This is a genomic window from uncultured Erythrobacter sp. (genome assembly GCF_947499705.1).
Classification (GTDB): Bacteria; Pseudomonadota; Alphaproteobacteria; order Sphingomonadales; family Sphingomonadaceae; genus Erythrobacter.
In genome coordinates this window covers 983,609-1,003,153 of record NZ_CANMPJ010000001.1, presented here as the reverse complement: position 1 = coordinate 1,003,153, position 19,545 = coordinate 983,609, and the positions used below count along the sequence as shown (strand labels likewise).

Below are 19,545 nucleotides of genomic sequence, written 5' to 3'. Positions count from 1 at the left end.
TGCGCTAGTCCGATGCGCGCCGGGGAGCAAGGGGGCGAGCGAGCGGATGCTTTTCGTTCACCAGAGCGACAAGCCGCGCGGCATCGACATGGGTATATATCTGGGTGGTAGCGATATCGGCGTGACCGAGCAGCGTTTGGAGCACGCGTAGGTCCGCCCCTCCCTCTAACAGATGCGTTGCGAATGCGTGGCGCAGAACGTGCGGACTTATCCCGGTCGGATCAAGATCGGCACGCGCGGCCAGTTCTTTAAGCAGTTGGAATAGTCGCACTCGCGAAAGGTGCTTTCCTCCACGCGAAGGAAACAAATGCTTCGAGGGTGGATCGCCTGGCCTCACTGCAAGCCACTGTGCCAGCGCTTCCCGCGCCCGTTCACTGACCGGCACAATCCGCGCCTGTCCGCCCTTGCCCATGACCGTCAGAAGTGGCGCATCACGCGGAACCGCACTTATTGGCAGGCCGACAAGCTCGGTCGCACGCAGGCCTGAGCCGTAGAGCAATTCGAGCAATGCGAGTTGCCTGATTGAAGCTGGTTTCCCGCTATCCGCTTCTATCTCGGCACGCTCGAACAAGGCTTCGACCTGCGCGTGGCTAAGCACCTTGGGAAGCGGTCTGCGCGTGCGCGGTTTGGGCAACGCACCTGAAGGATCGTCCTCACGCCAGCCTTCATCGACCGCGAAGCCGAAGAATTGCCGTAGTGCAGAAGCTTTGCGCGCAACGGTCGACGGTGCGAGCTCTGCCCAATTTCCGGCCAGCTTTGCTATCTGAGCGCGCGATGCATTAGCGAGATCTCCAACCAGTTTCTCCGCGCCTTCCAAATCGCGCCGATAGGCCGCGAGCGTGTTTGCTGCCGCCCCCCGCTCTGCTGCGAGCATATCGAGAAAAGCTTGAGTGGCGGCGGACATCAGCCCCGCGCAACCGCCTCCGCAGCGATCATCCGCGCCTCGGCTTCAAGTCCCACCCGGCGTAGCGCAGAGGTGATGTGATACAGGTGCAGCGGAGTCATTTGCGACCAGCTCTCACCCTGCATCCCCAGCCCTGCCAGCATCGCAACCAGCGTCGGGTTCCCAACATCGGCTGCGCGCGAAATCGTCTGTGTCCAGCGGGTCTGACGATTGAGATCAATATCCAGATCACTGGCCAGACTAGCAGCGTCACTTTGCCCCAATCGCCCTAGCCCCACCAATCCGGCGACAAGAAATGCCGACTTGCGATATTCCTCGCTGACATCGTTGCCAATGAACGCGTCGACACCGTCCGCCGTGACACTGCTGCCATCACCGGTGCCCGCCGCGATCAGCCCCCAAGCGAGACTGCCTTCCTCGACCACACTCGCCCACGTCGCCGCATCACGGTCCAGTCCGGCGGAAAGCATGGAAGCGATCAAGCCATCGGCATAGCGCGACAGGCCAGCACTCGGCGTCACGCGCGCGGCGGCATAGGCAGTCAAAACGCTCGCTGCATAGTCGGGCTGATCCAGGTCGCCATCCTGCGTTCCCCAAAGACCTCGCATCGCAGCAACGCGCGCCGCAGGATCCGGTGCGACATAGGCGTTGCGCAACCTTCCGGCGCGGCCCGACACCTCGCCCATGATCGAGCTGTCGGCGTAGATCTGGCTGTAAAGGTCGACCATTGCCCGCGAAGAGAGAATGCCCTCGCTGGCGGCCCGATCGGCATAGAGCGCGCGCTGTTCCAGCGGAACCATCGCACCAATTGCGGCAGTGCGTGCATAGTAGCTTGGTAAATCCTCAAGCAGCGTTTCTGGGATTGGCTCGCCCACTGCATTGGCCAGTGCAAACCGCCAAGGGTTGAGCTCCTCCACCCCTTCCCACTCGATTTCGACCGCTCTGCGCGCGCGTCCGGCAGCACCCGCGTAACGCTGCGCGAGAAGCACATCGATGGCAGGCGCGATTTCGTCGCTGAGTGCTCGATTAAGCTGTGAACCGGCCAGCGCGCCTTCGCCTGCATAGGCATTGCAGATCGCCTGCATCATCACCCATTGCGAACCGTCGCGCTCGGAACCTTGCAGCCGAACTGCCGGGCACGCGCCGACGAAATCCGCTGCAGCGATATATGCGGTCAGCGCCTCTTTGGTGAGCGCATCGTTCCAATTCCCGGTATCGACGTCCTGCGCGATGCTGCGCGCGACCGAATACTCACCGATATTGTTGAGAACGCCCGCGCGAAGGGCGGCGAACTCAACCGGATTCATACCCTCAGGAGCGGCCAATCGGCTCGCTAGAGCACGGCGGAGCAAAATATGCCCCCACCGCGAAACAACGGGACCTTTTGTTCCAGTGAGTGCCGCGCGTACCAATGCAGCAGGCTGCCTCGCAAGCGAAGCGGTCGGCAAGCCTCCTTCGGTCGGAGCCAAAACGCCCACTTGCGCCAAAGAGCGCCGTGCGGCTGGCGGAATGTCGAAGCGGGGTTTGAGGCCGAGCAAATCGTCGAGCTCGTCGACTGTCATCGCCTCAAGTTCTTCAACCGAAGGCAATCGGGCAAGATCGTCGCTAGAAACCTGCGGCACTGGCGGCAGCCCGCCCGGAATAGGCGCGGTGCCCGGCAGCGTTGTGCCTGGTGAAACGCTCGGTCCCGGCGTCCCCGGCGTTGGCGGCGGCGCAGACGTTGGTGCCGGAGCAGGTGCAGGCGTCGGTGCAGGAGCGGGATCGTCAAATCCGGGTGGAAGAATGGATTCCGGCGCGTCTTGAGCCGTCAGTGCTCCGGTGGAAAACGCACCCGCAAGTGCACCAACCAAACCGACAGCGGCAACCGTTCCCATCCACATCGAGCGCTGCATCAGTTTTGCCCCGTAGCTTCAACCGGTTGAACGATCGGCCGGATTGGCTCTTCCCCGCCATCAATCCATGCCAATGCCAGTAACGCGAGAACCACAGCCGCGACATAATAGGGTAGCCTTTGACGCAGGCCAGCAAAGCGCGAAGGCGCGGTTTGCAACGGGGCCGAATTCGCCAGTGGACGAGAGAAGCGACGCAGTTCAGACATATTGCGCGCGCTCTACCCCATCTATAGGCCATGCTGCAATGACTGAGCAGGCCACTTTGAACGATATAGAAATCGCCCGGATTGCATGCCGCATCGACCGACCAATCGCGCTTGTCGGCTTGATGGGAGTCGGCAAATCAACCGTGGGCCGGCGGCTCGCTGCCATGATGGGGCGCGATTTCGTCGATGCCGATGATGCGATAACCGAAGCAGCTCAGCGCAGTATTGCGGAGATTTTCGAAGAGCACGGTGAAGCCTACTTTCGCAACGGCGAACGCCGGGTGATTGCGCGCCTGATAGAGGAACATGCGGGCGTGATCGCAACTGGTGGTGGTGCCTTCATAGATCCGGAAACGCGCGGTCTGATCCTCGACAATGCGATAGCGGTCTGGATCGATTGTGACATTGACACACTGGTCGAGCGAACCTCTCGCCGAGATACACGACCTCTACTGCGTGACGGAGACCCCAGGGAGATACTCACCCGCTTGGCGAGTGAACGCGAGCCCCACTACCGCCAAGCGCAAGTGCGGGTGATGAGCGAAGACGGCCCCCACGCCGATACCGCAAAGGCAATAATTGAAGGAATTGGCCAATGGCTGGCTTGAGCGACACCCAAATCGTGATTCCGGTCGCGCTCGCTGGCCGCGGCTATGGCGTCACGATTGAACCAGGTTTACTCGATCGTATCGCGACATGCGCTGCCAGTTTTCTCGCGTCCTATGGCGCTGAACGACGAGTTCCGTTTGTCGCAGACAGCAACACGCACCGCGAGTTTGGCCAGACAGTTGAGCAAGGCCTCGCTACCGCAGGACTTACCATCGATTGGTTCGTCGTCGAGCCGGGCGAAGGCGCAAAGAGCTGGGGCATACTTGAGCGGTTGACCGATTGGCTGCTCGACTTGGGAGTGACCCGCAGTGATCATGTCTTCGCACTAGGCGGAGGAGTGGTTGGTGACCTGACGGGCTTCGCCTGCGCGGTGACCAAGCGCGGCTGCGGCTTTGTGCAGATTCCAACCACTTTGCTTGCGCAGGTGGACAGCTCGGTGGGCGGCAAGACCGCTATCAATACGGGTGCGGGAAAGAACCTGATCGGGGCCTTCCACCAGCCCGCTGCCGTTCTGATCGACCCGCTGGTTCTGGATACGCTCCCCAACCGCGAGATGCGCGCGGGCTATGCCGAAGTCCTGAAATACGGTCTCTTGGGCGACGCCGAATTCTTTGCTTGGCTGGAGTCAAACGGAAGCAAGGTCCTCGCGCGCGAACCCGCAGCCCTTACCCACGCGATCGCGACCAGCATTCGTGCAAAGGCCCGCATAGTTGCAGAGGACGAGCGCGAAACCAGCGGCGTTCGAGCTCTGCTCAATCTAGGGCATACATTCGGGCATGCACTCGAAGCGGAAACTGGCTTCTCCAACACGCTATTACACGGCGAAGCGGTGGCGATGGGAATGGTTCTTGCGGCTCGATATTCGGCGCTCAGGGGCGATCTGCCTTTGGCTGATGCGCAGCTTGTTGCTCAGGCGGTTAGCGCTTCCGGAGTGCCCACCAACATCACCGAGCTCGGCCTGAAATGTGATGGGGCACGATTGGTCGATCATATGCGGCATGACAAGAAAATGGAGGGAGGCACCCTGCCCTTTCTGCTGCTCAAGAGCATTGGAGCAGCATATCTGGCACGCGACGTGGACCTAAGCGACGTCGCCGCATTCCTCGACGGAGAACTGCAAGTCGATGCGAAAATCAGCGCATGACCAGGTTCGTCGACCTCTCGATCCCGATCACCAATGATGTGGTTTCCGACCCCGAGGTGATGCGGCCCAAGATCGAATATATGACCCACGAACAGACGTGGGCGCAGATCGCGATGTTCTTCCCGGGACTGGAAAAAGAAGACTTGCCGGACGGCGAAGGCTGGGCGGTCGAGAAGATCGAACTGGCCACGCATAACGGCACCCATATGGATGCGCCGTGGCACTATCATTCAACAACCGATGACGGGGCCAACCCTGCCCCGAGCATCGACGAAGCCCCGCTCGACCTGTTCTTCCGTCCGGGCGTAAAACTGGATTTCTCGCACCTGCCCCACGGCCATGTGGTGAGCGCCGCCGAAATCGAAGCGGCCTTCAAAGCAATTCACTACGATCTCCAGCCACGCGACATCGTGCTGATACAATCGGGCGCAGTCTACGGAACTGACAATTTCATCGATCAGGGCGTCGGGCTAGGCGCCGAGGCAACTTTGTGGCTGACCGAACGCGGCGTGCAGGTGGTCGGCACTGATGCCTGGAGCTGGGACGCTCCATTCAGCCACACCGCAAAACGCTGGGCCGAAAAGCGTGACCCCGCGATCATCTGGGAGGGCCACAAAGCGGGCCGTATCCGACCCTATTACCAGATCGAAAAACTCACCAATCTCGAAAGCCTGCCATCGCAAGGCTTCATGTTCAGCTGCTTCCCGGTGAAGATAGAGCGCGCCAGCGCTGGCTGGATTCGCGCGGTGGCAATGGTCGCGGATTAGTTCACGAAAACACCGACCAGCAGCAATATGGCAAGGGCCAGAAGGGTCAGCCAAGTGAGAATGACGCCGATCTGACGGGCAAGTGGAGCTTTCCCGGGTTCGCTGCGCTGATGCAGCCCGATCACGTGCGCAAATCTCCCAACGATAAAGGCACCTGCGATGCTAATCAGCAGAGTTGAATTCGCTCCTCCGAACTCGAGCAGGCCGAGCATTATAAGCACGATTGGAGCGTGTTCCGACAGATTCCCGTGACTTCGCATCGCCGCAATCAGACCTGGATCGTCAGCGTCACCAAATGCAGCCTTGAGCTTGAGACGTTTGCTGACCGTTTCGATTGCTGTGACGAGCAGCAATAACGCCAATACAGCAGCGGTTACCGCGGTTATTGATAATGACATGTTGGTCTCCCTAAGCTTGATCTCGCCTAGAGAGATAGGTTGCAAGTTGCAACTTTACTGATAGCCTCTTGCTTACCCTTAGCTCGCCGGACGGCCCGGCAATTTCGAGACTTTTTCAGTGATGTCGGTCACGTTGCCCTCGTGCTCAGCCATCATCTCGTCATGCTCTTTGAACAGGCGCTCTATATCCGAACGACGCTCGATCAGCATTTGCGCGATGCCCGGCGCAAGGCTTTCACCATCGCCAATCTGACCAAGCAATGCTGCGATATCACTGGCCGTTGCTTCGCGCGGGGTCTTGAAGAAATGACCCTTGCGGTCGAAATAACCGGTACCTTTCCTCGCCATGACTAACCCCTTTCGATGTGATTCGTTGCGACATGCCGAATCAACAGAAAGAATTGTCGTCACTTTTCCCAAGATTGACCAGTGGATTAATGTTAAATCAAACGAAAGTGAATAAAGTTGACGCAAAGGTACAAAGCCGCGCAACACGACTGCACCCAAAAGGGACAGTTCGAACCGTGAAGTTTTACGAATCTGATTCCAGACGAGCGAAATTGAACTGTTAGTGGCTCTCGCGAATCAGGCTATTCCAGCTCTAGAATCACTGCATCGACCGCCAGGCTCTCACCTTCGGAGGCATTGATCGAGGCGATTTTGCCCTCTTTCTCGGCCCGAAGGATGTTCTCCATCTTCATCGCTTCGACGGTTGCCAGCGGCTGACCAGGCTGCACCTTTTCGCCCTCGGCAACGTGCAGCTTCACCAGCATTCCCGGCATCGGGCAGATGAGCATTTTAGAGAGGTCAGGCGGGATCTTTTCGATCATGTGTTTTGCCAAAGGCGCGACATTGGCAGGCAGCACCAAGGCTTCATGCGAAGCGCCGCGCGTCGTCATGCGCCAGCGCACTCCGATCCGCTCGATTTGAACCGCCATTTCATTTTCGCCGGTGACCTGAGCAATCGGCATGCCGACTTCCCAGTCCCACGTGCCGCGCATGGTCTCACCATCGACATTCGCGCCGCCCTCTTCGAGCAACACGTCGAAGCTCTGGCTCCCGATCTTGACCATCCAGCGCGAAGGCGGATTGTCGTTGCCATTGAGCTGGCCGGATATCCTGCGCGCGCGGACTTGTTCAGTGAACTCGGCCCCGGCGAAGAGAGCCGCAAGCTGCCGCAGCCATGCGTCGTCGGCAGGTGCACCTTCGAATCCGTCAGGATATTCCTCAGCAATGAAGCCGGTCGTGAGTTCGCCTGACCGAAACCGGTCATGTTGCATGATCGCGCTGAGGAAATCGACGTTATGACCGAGGCCCCTGATGCGGAAATTGTCGAGCGCCGTAATCTGAAGATCAGCGGCTTCTTCGCGGGTCGGAGCCCAGGTAATCAGCTTGGCGATCATCGGGTCGTAGAACATCGACACTTCGCCGCCTTCGAACACGCCATCATCGACCCGAACGCCCCCATTTCCCATGGCAACACCGCGCCGGCCATTGGCGCTGCCATCGTTGGTCCAGCCCTCAAGCGGCGGCTCATATTCGACCAGGCGACCTGTCGAAGGCAGGAACCCGCGATATGGGTCTTCGGCATAGACGCGGTTCTCGATCGACCAGCCTTCGATGCCGATATCATCCTGCGTCATTTCGAGCTTTTCACCCGCTGCGACGCGGATCATCTGTTCGACCAGATCGACGCCCGTGATCGCCTCGGTAACGGGGTGCTCCACCTGAAGCCGTGTATTCATTTCGAGGAAGTAGAAGCTTTCGCCGGTCGGATCGGCACCGCTGACGATCAGCTCGACTGTCCCAGCTGAATGGTATTCGACAGCGCGCGACAGAGCGACGCATTGCTCGCCCATCGCCTTGCGCATCTTGGGCGTGACGAAGGGCGATGGGGCCTCTTCGACAACCTTTTGGTGCCGCCGCTGGATCGAGCATTCGCGCTCGTTCAGGTATAGGATATTGCCGTGTTTATCGCCAAGGATCTGAATCTCGATATGGCGGGGATTGAGGATGAATTTCTCGATAAAAACGCGGTCATCGCCGAAGGAATTGAGGCCTTCGCGCTTTGTCGCTTCAAACCCTTCGCGCACGTCTTGCTCTGAATAGGCAAGCCGCATTCCCTTACCCCCGCCGCCGGCAGAGGCCTTCATCATCACGGGATAGCCGATTTCGTCGGAGATCCGGACAGCGTGTTCGGTGTCTTCGATCTCGCCGACAAATCCGGGGACGACGTTGACGCCCGCTTCCATAGCGAGCTTCTTGGATTCGATCTTGTCGCCCATCGCCGCAATCGCTCCGGGAGGCGGGCCGATAAACGCGATTCCCTCTGCCTCGAGCGCTTCGACAAAACTCGCGCGCTCGGACAGGAAACCATAGCCGGGATGGACCGCTTCAGCACCAGTCTCTTTGCAGGCGGCGATGATCTTTTCCGGGATCAGATAGCTTTCCGATGCTGGAGCGGGACCGATATGCACGGCCTCATCCGCCATCCGCACGAACGGAGCACGCGCATCAGCGTCGGAATAGACCGCAACAGTGGCGATACCCATTTTCTGCGCGGTCTGGATGACGCGGCAGGCAATTTCGCCGCGATTGGCAATCAGGATTTTGGAAAACATCGGCGCTCCGTGGGGGTCCCTATTGGGTATGCCTATGCCGCCTCACCGCGCGGCAAGCAACCTATCGGAAATGGCGCTTAGTTTGGACTTTCGGCAAGCTCGCGCAGTTGCTCTGTCCTCGCCTCGGTCAGCGCGGTCTTGCAGGTTGATACAAGCAATGGTTCCAGCGAGCCTCCGCGCGCGGTGTATCCATCGACCCGGCAATGCGCGTCACGGAAAGCGATCCACGCGCGCTGCGCTTCCAGCAGGCTGGCAAACCAACCAGGACGATCATCCCATTCCGCCGTCCAGCTTTCATCGAATTCTTTCATCTTTTGCGACGTCACATTCCACTGCGCATTCAGTTCGGCATCGGCCTTGCGGAATTCCACAGCGGCGCAGATGTTCATTTCCTGCTGGATACCTCGATCAGCAGCCTCCTGGTTGCATTCAGGAAATCCATCGGACTGGGCCAACAACAGCAACAAGGCAGAGATCATGAGGCGGTTCTCCGTTGGGCGGCGAAAGCGATCAGACTGTTAGCATAGGCCGGTGCGCCGCGCCGGTCACCCTCCCCGCTGACAAGCGACTGCACCGCCTTGGATAGCATCGCGATGTTGTCGGGACCGAGCTTGCCCAGGGGTTCGACATAGATGCCGATTGTAAACAGGATCGCGCCCGTTTTGGGGAGGCGACGCAGGGTCTGGCGCTCGGAACGCACAAACAGGGTCTCGCCAGCATTGTCCGCCGTGACATGCGAATACGCCTGTTCAGGCGGCGCATCGGCGATCCATCGGCGTTCGCCAGTCGGCGCGATAAACCAATTGCAGCGACCGTAGATCGGTCCGGCTTTGAGTGTGTCCATGAAGCGATCGACGCCGGTAGCGAGCTGCTCTTCATAGCCAGCAATGGGAGCATGCAGCGCGCGCAGTGGCAGACCAATCTTGTTCTTGGGATGCCAGTCGGTCGGCCATGCAACCGCTGCGCCAATCAGGCGATACTGATTGTCACCCTCCCGTTTTGTGAGGAGGCACATGTCCTCGTGAGAATTGAGAGCAACTTTGGGCAGCGCTGCCTGATCAAATTCGACCGGCACACCCAGCATTTCGGCAAGTTCGCGCGCCGGCACGTCTGCTTCCACCGTAAGCTGCACGCCCTCTGGCCAGTGCGAAAATCCCTCAAGGCGCGCCGCAAGATCAGGATCAGGCTGAAGCCATTCTTCCTCCGACAGCCGGACCAGCCCCATCTTGAGCTGCCCTCCCCCGCGGGCTTTGGGTAGGAGTTCGTCGACTGAAAAGCCGAGGCTCATCGTTTTCGAGAGAACCACATAACAGCAATATACATCGCAATGGTCGCGGCGAAGACATATGGAAAACCCGCTTGCATATCGTCGATGCAGGCGCGGATCAGTGCGTCGCTCTCTGGATCGTGACCGGCACTAAAACCGCATTGGAAGTTGTAGACCGCCAGCAGGATCAAAGCGATGGTCCAGTAGACGACCGATAAGTAGATGAGCCGTTTCACGCCGCAGCCTCACTCCAACAACCCAAGGCCCTGCGCCAAGTCGGCCTTGATATCGTCGATGTGCTCGATCCCGACTGAAACGCGTACCACGTCCGGTCCCGCGCCCGCGCTCAGAAGCTCTTCCTCGGATAGCTGGCTGTGCGTCGTCGATGCGGGGTGGATGATCAGCGAGCGCGTGTCGCCGATATTGGCGAGGTGGCTGAACAGTTTGACGCTCTCGACCAGTTTCACGCCCGCTTCGTAACCGCCTTTCAATCCGAAGGTGAACACTGCCCCGCCCTTGCCACCGAGATATTTCTGAGCAAGCGAATGATATGTGTCGTCGCTCAGGCCCGCATAGCTGACCCATTCGACTTGCGGCTGTTCTTTCAGCCATGTCGCCAGTGCCAGAGCGTTTGCGCAATGCTTGTCCATCCGCAGATGCAGCGTTTCCATGCCTGTCAGCGCCAGAAATGCATTCATCGGTGCCATCGCCGGGCCGAGATCGCGCAGGCCCAGAACGCGGCAGGCGATGATGAAAGCGATCGGCCCGACTGGCTCGAGCGCATCGACGAGCACTGCGCCGTGATACGAACCATTGGGCTGCGTCAGCGACGGATACTTATCCCCCTGCGCTTTCCAATCGAACTTGCCGCTGTCGACGATCACACCGCCAATCGCATTGCCGTGACCGTTCAGGAACTTTGTGGTCGAATGCACGACAATATCCGCGCCATGTTCAAACGGGCGGCACAGGGCTGGAGAGGCCATCGTGTTGTCGACCATCAACGGCACGCCGCCAGCATGCGCTATGTCTGCAATGGCCGCGATATCGCTCACCACACCGCCCGGATTGGCGAGGCTCTCGATGAACACGACGCGCGTTTTGTCATCCATCGCCGTACGCACATTCTCGGGATCATCCGCATCGACAAAGCGTGTTTCCCAACCGAATTTCTTGAACGCCTCGCCGAGCTGGTTGAGCGACCCGCCATAAAGCTTCTTTGCCGCAACGATATTGCAGCCCGGCTCCATTAGTGTGTGGAACGCCAGCAATTGCGCCGCGTGGCCCGAGGCAACCCCAAGAGCGCCCACGCCGCCCTCAAGCGCCGCGATCTTCTTCTCCAACGCATCGTTGGTCGGATTCATGATCCGCGAATAGATGTTGCCGAATTCACTGAGCGAAAACAGGTTCGCTGCATGCTCTGCGCTGTCGAAGACGTATGAGCTGGTTTGGTAGATCGGAGTCACCCGCGCATTTGTCGTCGGATCAGGCTCGCAGCCAGCGTGGACGGAAAGCGTTTCAGGGTGAAGATTCGTCATAACCAGCGTCCTTGGCAATTCTGTTGCGTGAAGGGTGCGCTATTCGACGGATTCCATCTCTTTGCAAGCACGCGCTGGTTCCTCGCCTTGAAGCGCAGTCAGACCCAGCTTTGCAAACAGAGCTCCGTCGCTGTCATCGCCCGCATTGGGCGCGGTCAACAGCTTGTCGCCGGTGAAGATCGAATTCGCACCGCCAAGGAAACAAAGCGCCTGTGTCGCTTCGCTCATGCTTTCGCGGCCCGCCGACAGCCGCACCATGCTCATTGGCATCGTTATCCGCGCGACGGCAACAGTGCGCACGAATTCGATATCGTCGATCTTGCCGAGAGGAGTGTCCGCCAGCATATCGCCCAGCACCGTCCCCTTGACCGGGACGAGTGCGTTCACAGGCACGCTTTCGGGATGTTCTGGCAGTGTCGCGAGCGTGTGGACGAAGCCAACGCGATCCTCGCGCGTTTCACCCATCCCGACGATACCGCCTGAACAGACATTAATCCCGGCACTGCGCACATGGTCAAGCGTGTCTAAGCGGCACTGAAAGTCCCTCGTCGAAATCACGCGCTCATAATATTCGGGCGAGCTGTCGATATTGTGGTTGTAATAATCGAGCCCAGCCTCAGCGAGCATATCGGCCTGATGCGGCTCCAGCATGCCGAGCGTCATGCAGGTTTCCAGCCCCATGTCGCTCACACCTTTCACGATCTCGACAATCGCGGGCATGTCGCGGTCCTTCGGATTGCGCCAGGCGGCGCCCATGCAGAAACGCTGCGACCCAGCGTCCTTGGCCTGCGCTGCGCGTTGCAGCACCGCCTGCACATCCATCAGCTTGGTCGCCTCGACACCGCTGTCAGCCTTCACGCTTTGCGAGCAATAGCCACAATCTTCAGGACAACCGCCGGTCTTGATGCTGAGCAAGGTGCACAGTTGGACCTGCTCGGGCGGATGATTGTTGCGATGGACACTGGCTGCTTGGAAGAGCAATTCAGTAAAGGGAAGGTCGAAGAGGTCCGCGATTTCCTCGCGGGTCCAGTCGGTGCGGATTTGGGTCATTTAAGCGACACCCTCATTAAGTGACTACAAGAATTCGATATGTTCATTCGCTTCGATCTTCGAGAGCAAAAGCGCATCATTGGTTGGGTTCATAATGCGCGAATAGATGTTGCCGAACTCGCTGAGCAAAAACAGGTTTGCGGCATGCTCGGCGCTGTCGAAGACGTAAGATGAAGTCTGATAAATCGGCGTGATCCGCGCGTTGGTAGTCGGATCAGGCTCGCAGCCAGCATGGACTGAGAGGGTTTCGGGGTGAAGATCTGTCATCTAATGAGCTCCAGCCTTATTGGTTTCGTAGGTGTGGATCACGATCTAGCATTATGATTTTCTGGGCTTCCACAAGCGACAGGCCATATACTTTACGGGACATACGAACTTGAAATGTCCAGTCTTTTCCAGAATCCCTAGCTATGTCTGCGGCTTCACTTGCTGACTTACCCGAGGATTTAAGCTCCTCATAATACGAGTAATCTGTATCTAGCTTCTCGAAGCTTGCGGCTCTTCGCTTCCGTCTGCGATTGCGCCAGAGCTTGAAGTCGCGCCAAAGGCTCACTCCGCCGCCTCGTCCATAATGCTCTCAAGCGGCGGCATGTTGTGGCCGAGCAGGGTCAGAATATCCGCCGCGCATTCCACGACGTTGGAACCGGGGCCGTAGATGCCTTGCACCCCTGCCTCGCGCAGGAAGTCGTAGTCCTGCGGCGGGATCACGCCGCCTGCTGTGACCTTGATATCGGGCCGGTCCGCTTCCTTGAGCAACCGGATCAGTTCGGGGATCAGTGTTTTGTGTCCTGCCGCTAACGAGCTTGCGCCGATTACATCCACGTCTTTCGCAAGCGCTGTATCTCGCGTCTCTTCAGGTGTTTGGAAAAGAGGTCCAGAGACCACTTCAAAGCCCATGTCGGTAAAGGCGCTGGCGATCACATTTGCGCCGCGATCGTGGCCGTCTTGGCCCATCTTAGCGACCAGAATGCGCGGCTTGCGGCCCAAGCGTCGCTCGACCGCATCGACGCCGTTCGTGACCTGCTCCCAGCGGCGGTCAAATTCGTAGGCGCTGGCGTAAACCCCGCTAACCGGCTTTGGCGTCGCGTCGTGGCGGCCGAACACTTCTTCCATCGCCGCCGAGATTTCGCCGAGCGTCGCATCGTGGCGCGCCGCTTCGACTGCCAGTTCCAGCACATTACCGCCGCTGGTGCAGCCTTGGGTCAAAGCCTTGAGCGCGCCGCGACAAGCGATCTCGTCCCGGCCAGCGCGCACCTCTGCCAATCTCGCGATCTGCCCTTTGCGCACTGCTGCATTGTCGATGTCGAGCGTGTCGATCTGCTGCTCTTCGGCGAGCTGGTATTTGTTCACGCCAACGATCACGGTCTCGCCCTTGTCGATACCGGTCTGCTTCTCCGCCGCCGCGCGTTCGATCGCCGCCTTGGGTGCGCCGGTGTCGACATAGGCCGTCATCCCGCCTGCTTCATCGACCTGCGCGATCAGTGCTTCGGCTTCCTCGACGAGCGTCGCAGTGAGTGCTTCGATGTAGTGCGAGCCGCCCAGCGGATCGACGACATTGGTGATCCCGCTTTCTTCTTGCAGCACCAGCTGCGTGTTGCGCGCGATGCGGGCAGAGAAGTCGGTGGGCAGCGCAATCGCTTCATCGAGCGCGTTGGTGTGGAGGCTCTGCGTCCCGCCAAGCGTTGCCGCCATTGCCTCGACTGTCGTGCGGATGACGTTGTTGTATGGATCTTGTTCTTGCAGCGAAACACCAGAAGTCTGGCAGTGCGTGCGCAGCATCTTCGACCGCTCGGCTTTCGCGCCCAGCCCATCCATGGTGCGATACCACAGCGTCCGCGCGGCGCGCAGCTTGGCGATCTCCATGAAGAAGTTCATGCCGATGCCGAAAAAGAAGCTGAGCCGCCCCGCGAACGCATCGATATCCAGCCCTGCGGCCATCGCGCGTGTGACGTATTCCTTGCCGTCTGCGATGGTGAAGGCGAGCTCCTGCACTGCCGTCGCCCCGGCCTCATGCATATGATAGCCGCTGATCGAAATGCTGTTGAATTTCGGCATGTTAGCCGAGGTATATGCGATAATGTCCGAAACGATCCGCATGCTCGGTTCGGGTGGGTAGATATAGGTGTTGCGGACCATGAACTCTTTCAGAATGTCGTTCTGGATCGTGCCCGAGAGCTTCTCCGCGCTCACACCTGAACGCTCGCCCGCGACGATATAGAATGCCATAACCGGGATCACCGCGCCGTTCATCGTCATGCTGACCGACATCGTATCCAGCGGGATCTGGTCGAACAGGATCTGCATGTCCGCAACAGTGTCGATCGCCACGCCGGCCTTGCCAACATCGCCGACCACGCGAGGGTGATCGGAGTCGTAACCGCGGTGCGTGGCGAGGTCGAAAGCGACCGACAGACCCTTTTGCCCCGCCGCTAGGTTACGGCGGTAAAACGCGTTCGATTCCTCGGCGGTTGAGAAGCCCGCATATTGCCGGATCGTCCACGGACGCCCGGCATACATGCTGGCCTTCACCCCGCGCGTGAACGGCGCAAAACCGGGGAGGCCGGGATCGAAATCCGCGTGATCCTCGCCGGTATAAAGCGGCTTGATATCGAAGCCCTCGGGCGTCGACCATGTCAGGTCGCGGCCTTTGCTTTCTTTGTCGGCGAGGGCTTTCCAATCTGAAACATCGGCCATCAGCATGCATCCAGTTCTTCACCGCTCACAGCTATGTAAGCGTCGCCTTCGCGGCGGTATTTTGTTGAACGTTCCTTGGTCCCGGCAAAGGATACCACAAAGCTGCCATCGGGTGCGGGCGAACCGATAGTGGCTTCAAACTCTTCCGGTTCACGCCCGGTCCCGTCGTTGGAATAAAAGGTCTGCAACCTGAGCAATTCCACCGGGCCAGAAGGCTGCAACTCCGTCCACGAAGTCCAGCCGCAGGTGTAGCCCTGCCAGGTGCCACCACCTTCGGCGACGATGACCGGAAATTCGGAATATTTCTGCTCGGTGGACCATTCACCCATACGCCCCCAACTGCCCATAACGACTGCTTTGGGATAATCCGCGCTCTGCTCTCCATCCTTGTCGAAATAGGTGATGTGCAGTCGACCGGCCTCGGCATGGGCCGCATTTTCTATGCTGACTTGGGCAATTTGCACCGAACCAAACGGGGCCGTAATGGTTCGTTCTTTTTCAACAACTTGCGTGATTGCGGGAGCAGTCGTGGCCCTTGGCGCAGGTTGCGAGGGCTCGGATTCAACCGCCACTTTCTGATCCGCCGTGTCATCGGAGGAGGCAGGCTCGCCGCAACCAGCAAGGGTTGCGGTCACCGCCAGCGCGGCAATGAAAGCGAGAGCATTCCTGTCCTGGAAGGCCGGTTTCTGGGTCATGGCCAGCCTCATGTCACAAGCGCGCGCCAATCGGAAGGGACTCGCACCTCACAAATCCGCCAAGCGGTTAATTGAAACTCTAGGCCCCTTTGAACTCTGCCTTGCGCTTTTCGAGGAACGCTTTGCCGCCCTCTTTCGCATCGGCGGAGCGGCCCGCAATGTGCTGCGCTTCGGCTTCGGCGAGCAGCACCTGTTGCAGCGATCCGTCGAGCGCAGTTGCGATGTTGCGCTTCATTGCTGCGTAGGCGAGCGTCGGGCCATTGGCGAGCTTGGCCGCGAGCGCCTTGGCTTCGTCCATCAGCAATTCGTCATCGACGCATTTGTAGATCAGGCCCCATTCCTCGGCCTGTTCGGCGCTGATCTTCTCACCCAGCATCATCATGCGGGTGGCGCGGGCACGGCCGATTGCGCGGGCGAGCAGCCAAGTGGAGCCGCCATCGGGCACGAGGCCGATATTGACGAAGGCCTGCAGGAAATACGCCTTGCGCGCGGCAATGGTGAAGTCCGCCGCCAACGCGAGCGAGCACCCAACACCTGCCGCCGGGCCATTGACCGCGCAGATCACCGGCACGTTCGCGCGCACCAAGTGGCTGACCGCAGGGTTGTAATGGTTGTTCAGCGCCTCGTGGCTGCCGCCCTTGCCCATCAACGGATTGTCGTCGCTGCGCGCAGACAGGTCCGCGCCCGAGCAGAAGCCCTTGCCCTCACCCGTGATCAGCACCGCGCGGCTGTCCCCCAGATCGTAGAACACCTGCCCAATCTCGTCCGCCATCTGAGGCGGCATCGCGTTGAGGCGATCCGGGCGGTTGAGGGTGATGGTGGTCAGCGGGCCGTCGCGTTCGACGCGGATGGTCTCGTAGGTCATGGGTTTCCTCTCTCCCAAAATCGTCATCCCGGACTTGATCCGGGATCTCAAGCAGCATGCGGCCCCGGATCAAGTCCGGGGCGACGGGAAGGTCAATGCGCTTCCTTCGGCGTTTCCATAATCTCGGTAAGCATGCCCTGCATATCCTTGGGATGGACGAAAAAGATAGGCGTGCCATGCGCGCCGATGCGTGTGGGGCCGAGAATGCGCTTGCCCATAGCCTCGAATTCCTCGCGTGCCGTAGCGATATCGGGGACTTCAAAACAGACATGATGCTGCCCACCCGCCGGGTTCTTTTCTAGAAACGAGTTGATCGGAGAAGACTCGTCAAACGGCTCGATCAGCTCAATCTGCGTGCCATTCATGCGCGAATCGGCCTGCCCTGAGCCTGTCGAATGGGTTGGCGTGTTGACGAAGCAGACCTTCACGCCTTGTTCGGGCAAGTCGAACGGTTCGGTGATATCAGCCGCACCCATAACGTCGCGATAATGCGCGATGGAGTCGGCGATGGAGGGCGTTGCAACGCCGATATGGTTGAGACGGCCTAGTTTCATTGTTGGACGTTCCTTACTCGTCATTGCGAGCGTAGCGAAGCAATCCAGAGCCTAGCGCGCTAACGCTCTGGATTGCCGCGCCGCTTCGCGGCTCGCAATGACGGTATTTCTATTCTTGCGCAATATCCTCGAACAGGTCGCGCCAAGTCGGGTTCTCGGCTTCGATCACCTTGAGCTTTGCCTTGCGACTACCAGCCTTGATCTGCTTCTCACGCAGAATAGCGCTTTCCATGGTGTCATGCCGTTCGAACCAAACGAGCAGCTTGCAGCCGTGCTTCTTCGAGAACCCTTCGACCTGCCCCTCGCGATGCTGCCATGCGCGCTGCGGAAGATCAGACGTCACACCAGTATAAAGCGTCCCGTTCCTCTTGCTGGCCATGATGTAGACGCAAGGAAGTTTCGTCATTGCGAGGCGACGCAGTCGCCGCGGCGAGTCGAAGACGTGCTCGGACAATCCAGAGCGTTTCGCGAGCCGCTCTGGATTGCTTCGCTACGCTCGCAATGACGGATGATGGTCGTGCTCATTGACCCATCAAACACATAAAATCTTCAAGCAGCCCCTCCCAATCTGGCCCAACATGCTTCTCAATTGCGGAGGTTGAAGGGTCAGGGTGGCCCAGCAGTGTGTTGGCTGCCTGATGAAGCATTTGTTTGTCTTTCGAGCGAGGTACGAAGCCTTCCTCAGTTGCTCGTGAGAATAACTCTTCGAATTCGGCCCGATAGAAGCCGGTCACGGTCTGCAGTTCACCAGCCCACCAGTCAGATCCATCAGCGAGCAAGTCAGTCAGGATTGCCTCAGCCGTTGTCACAGCGGAATATTATCATGCTTCTTCCAAGGGTTCTCCAACTGCTTCGTCCGCAGCTTCCTCAACCCCAGCGCGATCCGCCGCCGCGTTGAATGCGGGTGGATCACTTCGTCGATATAGCCTCGTTGCGCGGCGATGAAGGGGTTAGCGAAGCGGTCTTCGTATTCTTTGGTTTTCTCGGCGATCTTGTCGGGATCGTCGCGGTCCTGGCGGAAGATGATCTCCACCGCGCCCTTTGCGCCCATCACGGCGATCTCGGCGGTCGGCCAGGCGTAATTCAGATCCCCCCGCAGGTGCTTTGACGCCATCACGTCATAGGCGCCGCCATAGGCCTTGCGGGTGATCACGGTGATCTTGGGTACGGTCGCCTCAGCATAGGCGAACAGCAATTTAGCGCCGTGTTTGATGATCCCGCCCAGTTCCTGCGCAGTGCCGGGCAGGAAGCCGGGGACGTCGACGAAGGTGACGATCGGAATCTCGAACGCATCGCAGAACCGCACGAAGCGCGCCGCCTTCTTCGACGAATTGATATCGAGCACGCCCGCCAGCACCATCGGCTGGTTCGCGACCACGCCCACGGTGCGCCCTTCGACCCGGCCAAAGCCGCAGATGATGTTCGCGGCATGGCCCGGCTGGATTTCGAAGAACGTGCCTTCGTCCACCGTCTTCGCGATCACCTCGTGCATGTCATAAGGCTGGTTGGCGTTGTCAGGGATCAGCGTGTCGAGCGAATGCTCCAGCCGGTCCCACGGATCGTTGGTGGGCTGTTCGGGTACTTCCTCGCGGTTCGACAGCGGCAGGTAGTTGAAGAACTCGCGCGTCGCGAGCAACGTTTCGATATCATTCTCGAACGCGCAATCGGCGACGCTGGTTTTGGTCGAATGGGTGATGGCCCCGCCCAGTTCTTCCTGCGTGACGACCTCGTTGGTGACCGTCTTCACCACGTCCGGCCCGGTGACGAACATATAGGAGCTGTCCTTCACCATGAAGATGAAGTCGGTCATCGCTGGCGAGTACACCGCCCCGCCCGCGCACGGCCCCATGATGAGGCTGATCTGCGGCACGACGCCGCTGGCAAGCACGTTTTTCTGGAACACCTCGGCATAACCGCCCAATGACGCCACGCCTTCCTGAATGCGCGCGCCGCCAGAATCGTTGAGGCCGATCACCGGCGCGCCGACCTTCATCGCGGTGTCCATCGCCTTGCAGATTTTCTCCGCATGGCGTTTTGACAGCGAGCCGCCGAAGACAGTGAAATCCTGACTGAAAACATAGACCAGCCGCCCGTTGATCGTACCGCTGCCGGTGACGACGCCGTCGCCCGGTATCTTCTGCTTCTCCATGCCGAAATCGACGCAATCATGTTCGACATAGGTGTCGAGCTCTTCAAAGCTGCCTTCGTCGAGCAATATGTCGAGCCGCTCACGCGCGGTCAGCTTGCCCTTGGCATGCTGAGCATCGATGCGCTTTTGCCCACCGCCCATTTTGGCGGCTTCGCGGCGGCGTTCCATTTCGGCAATATTGGCAGACATTGG

21 protein-coding genes and 1 pseudogene are annotated in these 19,545 nt (G+C 59.3%); 3 read left to right on the top strand and 19 right to left on the bottom strand.

From position 1 onward, the window contains the following. Positions 1-4: 4 nt before the first annotated feature. From Q0837_RS04655 to Q0837_RS04645, 3 genes are read right to left on the bottom strand one after another with little or no spacing between them, the layout of a single operon-like run. Positions 5-904, bottom strand: coding sequence for a tyrosine recombinase (locus tag Q0837_RS04655; protein WP_298465892.1), 900 nt, complete (start codon positions 902-904; stop codon positions 5-7). Then, a complete protein-coding gene (locus tag Q0837_RS04650; protein ID WP_298465889.1) occupies positions 904-2,796 on the bottom strand; it encodes a hypothetical protein in 1,893 nt (630 codons plus the stop codon). Before Q0837_RS04650 ends, Q0837_RS04655 begins: the two co-directional genes overlap by 1 nt. After that, complete coding sequence (locus tag Q0837_RS04645; protein ID WP_298465886.1) at positions 2,796-3,002, bottom strand: hypothetical protein; 207 nt, start codon at positions 3,000-3,002, stop codon at positions 2,796-2,798. The genes Q0837_RS04650 and Q0837_RS04645 overlap by 1 nt, the downstream gene beginning before the upstream one ends. A 38-nt stretch (positions 3,003-3,040) precedes the next feature. On the opposite strand from Q0837_RS04645, the gene Q0837_RS04640 reads away from it, so the two are divergent. Genes Q0837_RS04640 through Q0837_RS04630 form a run of 3 tightly spaced genes read left to right on the top strand, consistent with a single transcriptional unit; the run spans position 3,041 to position 5,522 of the window. Beyond that, positions 3,041-3,610, top strand: a complete 570-nt coding sequence (locus Q0837_RS04640; protein ID WP_298465884.1) for a shikimate kinase — start codon at positions 3,041-3,043, stop codon at positions 3,608-3,610. Further along, the gene (aroB, locus tag Q0837_RS04635) at positions 3,598-4,755 is read left to right on the top strand and encodes a 3-dehydroquinate synthase (RefSeq protein WP_298465882.1); all 1,158 of its coding nucleotides are present in this window, start codon (positions 3,598-3,600) and stop codon (positions 4,753-4,755) included. Before Q0837_RS04640 ends, aroB begins: the two co-directional genes overlap by 13 nt. Then, entirely contained in the window at positions 4,752-5,522 is a 771-nt protein-coding gene (locus tag Q0837_RS04630) for a cyclase family protein (protein ID WP_298465881.1), read from the top strand. The genes aroB and Q0837_RS04630 overlap by 4 nt, the downstream gene beginning before the upstream one ends. Here the strand turns inward: Q0837_RS04630 and Q0837_RS04625 are convergent. The 16 genes and pseudogenes from Q0837_RS04625 to Q0837_RS04550 form a co-directional block, all read right to left on the bottom strand. Next, positions 5,519-5,920, bottom strand: a complete 402-nt coding sequence (locus Q0837_RS04625) for an MAPEG family protein (RefSeq protein WP_298465879.1) — start codon at positions 5,918-5,920, stop codon at positions 5,519-5,521. The genes Q0837_RS04630 and Q0837_RS04625 overlap by 4 nt on opposite strands. Before the next feature lie 78 nt (positions 5,921-5,998). After that, positions 5,999-6,268 (bottom strand): hypothetical protein, encoded by a 270-nt coding sequence (locus Q0837_RS04620; protein WP_298465876.1) that lies wholly within the window; start codon positions 6,266-6,268, stop codon positions 5,999-6,001. A gap of 242 nt (positions 6,269-6,510) precedes the next feature. Further along, positions 6,511-8,541 carry an acetyl/propionyl/methylcrotonyl-CoA carboxylase subunit alpha gene (locus tag Q0837_RS04615; protein WP_298465872.1) on the bottom strand — a complete coding sequence of 677 codons (2,031 nt, stop codon included), beginning with the start codon at positions 8,539-8,541 and terminating at the stop codon, positions 6,511-6,513. A 77-nt stretch (positions 8,542-8,618) separates the two neighbouring features. Then, the gene (locus Q0837_RS04610) at positions 8,619-9,020 is read right to left on the bottom strand and encodes a lysozyme inhibitor LprI family protein (protein ID WP_298465869.1); all 402 of its coding nucleotides are present in this window, start codon (positions 9,018-9,020) and stop codon (positions 8,619-8,621) included. Beyond that, entirely contained in the window at positions 9,017-9,829 is an 813-nt protein-coding gene (locus Q0837_RS04605) for a DUF3445 domain-containing protein (RefSeq protein WP_298465866.1), read from the bottom strand. Before Q0837_RS04605 ends, Q0837_RS04610 begins: the two co-directional genes overlap by 4 nt. Then, on the bottom strand, positions 9,826-10,044 hold the full coding sequence (locus Q0837_RS04600; RefSeq protein WP_298465863.1) for a hypothetical protein: 219 nt from the start codon (positions 10,042-10,044) through the stop codon (positions 9,826-9,828). The genes Q0837_RS04605 and Q0837_RS04600 overlap by 4 nt, the downstream gene beginning before the upstream one ends. A 9-nt stretch (positions 10,045-10,053) precedes the next feature. Next, positions 10,054-11,346, bottom strand: a complete 1,293-nt coding sequence (locus Q0837_RS04595; RefSeq protein ID WP_298465860.1) for an O-acetylhomoserine aminocarboxypropyltransferase — start codon at positions 11,344-11,346, stop codon at positions 10,054-10,056. Between the two features lie 39 nt (positions 11,347-11,385). After that, the gene (bioB, locus tag Q0837_RS04590) at positions 11,386-12,396 is read right to left on the bottom strand and encodes a biotin synthase BioB (protein ID WP_298465857.1); all 1,011 of its coding nucleotides are present in this window, start codon (positions 12,394-12,396) and stop codon (positions 11,386-11,388) included. Positions 12,397-12,468: 72 nt separating this feature from the next. Beyond that, positions 12,469-12,663 (bottom strand): annotated as a pseudogene (locus tag Q0837_RS04585) (PLP-dependent transferase); the annotation flags it as partial. 282 nt (positions 12,664-12,945) lie between these two features. Continuing rightward, a complete protein-coding gene (gene scpA, locus Q0837_RS04580; protein WP_298465854.1) occupies positions 12,946-15,090 on the bottom strand; it encodes a methylmalonyl-CoA mutase in 2,145 nt (714 codons plus the stop codon). Continuing rightward, positions 15,090-15,785 (bottom strand): hypothetical protein, encoded by a 696-nt coding sequence (locus Q0837_RS04575; protein ID WP_298465851.1) that lies wholly within the window; start codon positions 15,783-15,785, stop codon positions 15,090-15,092. The genes scpA and Q0837_RS04575 overlap by 1 nt, the downstream gene beginning before the upstream one ends. A gap of 79 nt (positions 15,786-15,864) precedes the next feature. Next, positions 15,865-16,650: an enoyl-CoA hydratase-related protein gene (locus tag Q0837_RS04570; RefSeq protein ID WP_298465849.1), complete on the bottom strand. Its 786-nt coding sequence runs from the start codon at positions 16,648-16,650 to the stop codon at positions 15,865-15,867. 92 nt (positions 16,651-16,742) lie between these two features. Beyond that, complete coding sequence (gene mce, locus Q0837_RS04565) at positions 16,743-17,204, bottom strand: methylmalonyl-CoA epimerase (protein ID WP_298465846.1); 462 nt, start codon at positions 17,202-17,204, stop codon at positions 16,743-16,745. Between the two features lie 109 nt (positions 17,205-17,313). Next, entirely contained in the window at positions 17,314-17,610 is a 297-nt protein-coding gene (locus Q0837_RS04560) for a GIY-YIG nuclease family protein (protein ID WP_298465843.1), read from the bottom strand. A 115-nt stretch (positions 17,611-17,725) separates the two neighbouring features. Beyond that, on the bottom strand, positions 17,726-18,013 hold the full coding sequence (locus tag Q0837_RS04555; RefSeq protein WP_298465840.1) for a hypothetical protein: 288 nt from the start codon (positions 18,011-18,013) through the stop codon (positions 17,726-17,728). Continuing rightward, the gene (locus Q0837_RS04550) at positions 18,010-19,542 is read right to left on the bottom strand and encodes an acyl-CoA carboxylase subunit beta (protein WP_298465838.1); all 1,533 of its coding nucleotides are present in this window, start codon (positions 19,540-19,542) and stop codon (positions 18,010-18,012) included. Before Q0837_RS04550 ends, Q0837_RS04555 begins: the two co-directional genes overlap by 4 nt. Positions 19,543-19,545 lie beyond the last annotated feature (3 nt).

Bases quoted from the DNA above. Each gene is read 5' to 3' on its own strand.
- Q0837_RS04655 (WP_298465892.1), bottom strand. From the start codon at position 904: ATGTCCGCCGCCACTCAAGCTTTTCTCGATATGCTCGCAGCAGAGCGG.
- Q0837_RS04650 (WP_298465889.1), bottom strand. From the start codon at position 2,796: ATGCAGCGCTCGATGTGGATGGGAACGGTTGCCGCTGTCGGTTTGGTT.
- Q0837_RS04645 (WP_298465886.1), bottom strand. From the start codon at position 3,002: ATGTCTGAACTGCGTCGCTTCTCTCGTCCACTGGCGAATTCGGCCCCG.
- Q0837_RS04640 (WP_298465884.1), top strand. From the start codon at position 3,041: ATGACTGAGCAGGCCACTTTGAACGATATAGAAATCGCCCGGATTGCA.
- aroB (WP_298465882.1), top strand. From the start codon at position 3,598: ATGGCTGGCTTGAGCGACACCCAAATCGTGATTCCGGTCGCGCTCGCT.
- Q0837_RS04630 (WP_298465881.1), top strand. From the start codon at position 4,752: ATGACCAGGTTCGTCGACCTCTCGATCCCGATCACCAATGATGTGGTT.
- Q0837_RS04625 (WP_298465879.1), bottom strand. From the start codon at position 5,920: ATGTCATTATCAATAACCGCGGTAACCGCTGCTGTATTGGCGTTATTG.
- Q0837_RS04620 (WP_298465876.1), bottom strand. From the start codon at position 6,268: ATGGCGAGGAAAGGTACCGGTTATTTCGACCGCAAGGGTCATTTCTTC.
- Q0837_RS04615 (WP_298465872.1), bottom strand. From the start codon at position 8,541: ATGTTTTCCAAAATCCTGATTGCCAATCGCGGCGAAATTGCCTGCCGC.
- Q0837_RS04610 (WP_298465869.1), bottom strand. From the start codon at position 9,020: ATGATCTCTGCCTTGTTGCTGTTGTTGGCCCAGTCCGATGGATTTCCT.
- Q0837_RS04605 (WP_298465866.1), bottom strand. From the start codon at position 9,829: ATGAGCCTCGGCTTTTCAGTCGACGAACTCCTACCCAAAGCCCGCGGG.
- Q0837_RS04595 (WP_298465860.1), bottom strand. From the start codon at position 11,346: ATGACGAATCTTCACCCTGAAACGCTTTCCGTCCACGCTGGCTGCGAG.
- bioB (WP_298465857.1), bottom strand. From the start codon at position 12,396: ATGACCCAAATCCGCACCGACTGGACCCGCGAGGAAATCGCGGACCTC.
- scpA (WP_298465854.1), bottom strand. From the start codon at position 15,090: ATGGCCGATGTTTCAGATTGGAAAGCCCTCGCCGACAAAGAAAGCAAA.
- Q0837_RS04575 (WP_298465851.1), bottom strand. From the start codon at position 15,785: ATGACCCAGAAACCGGCCTTCCAGGACAGGAATGCTCTCGCTTTCATT.
- Q0837_RS04570 (WP_298465849.1), bottom strand. From the start codon at position 16,650: ATGACCTACGAGACCATCCGCGTCGAACGCGACGGCCCGCTGACCACC.
- mce (WP_298465846.1), bottom strand. From the start codon at position 17,204: ATGAAACTAGGCCGTCTCAACCATATCGGCGTTGCAACGCCCTCCATC.
- Q0837_RS04560 (WP_298465843.1), bottom strand. From the start codon at position 17,610: ATGACGAAACTTCCTTGCGTCTACATCATGGCCAGCAAGAGGAACGGG.
- Q0837_RS04550 (WP_298465838.1), bottom strand. From the start codon at position 19,542: ATGTCTGCCAATATTGCCGAAATGGAACGCCGCCGCGAAGCCGCCAAA.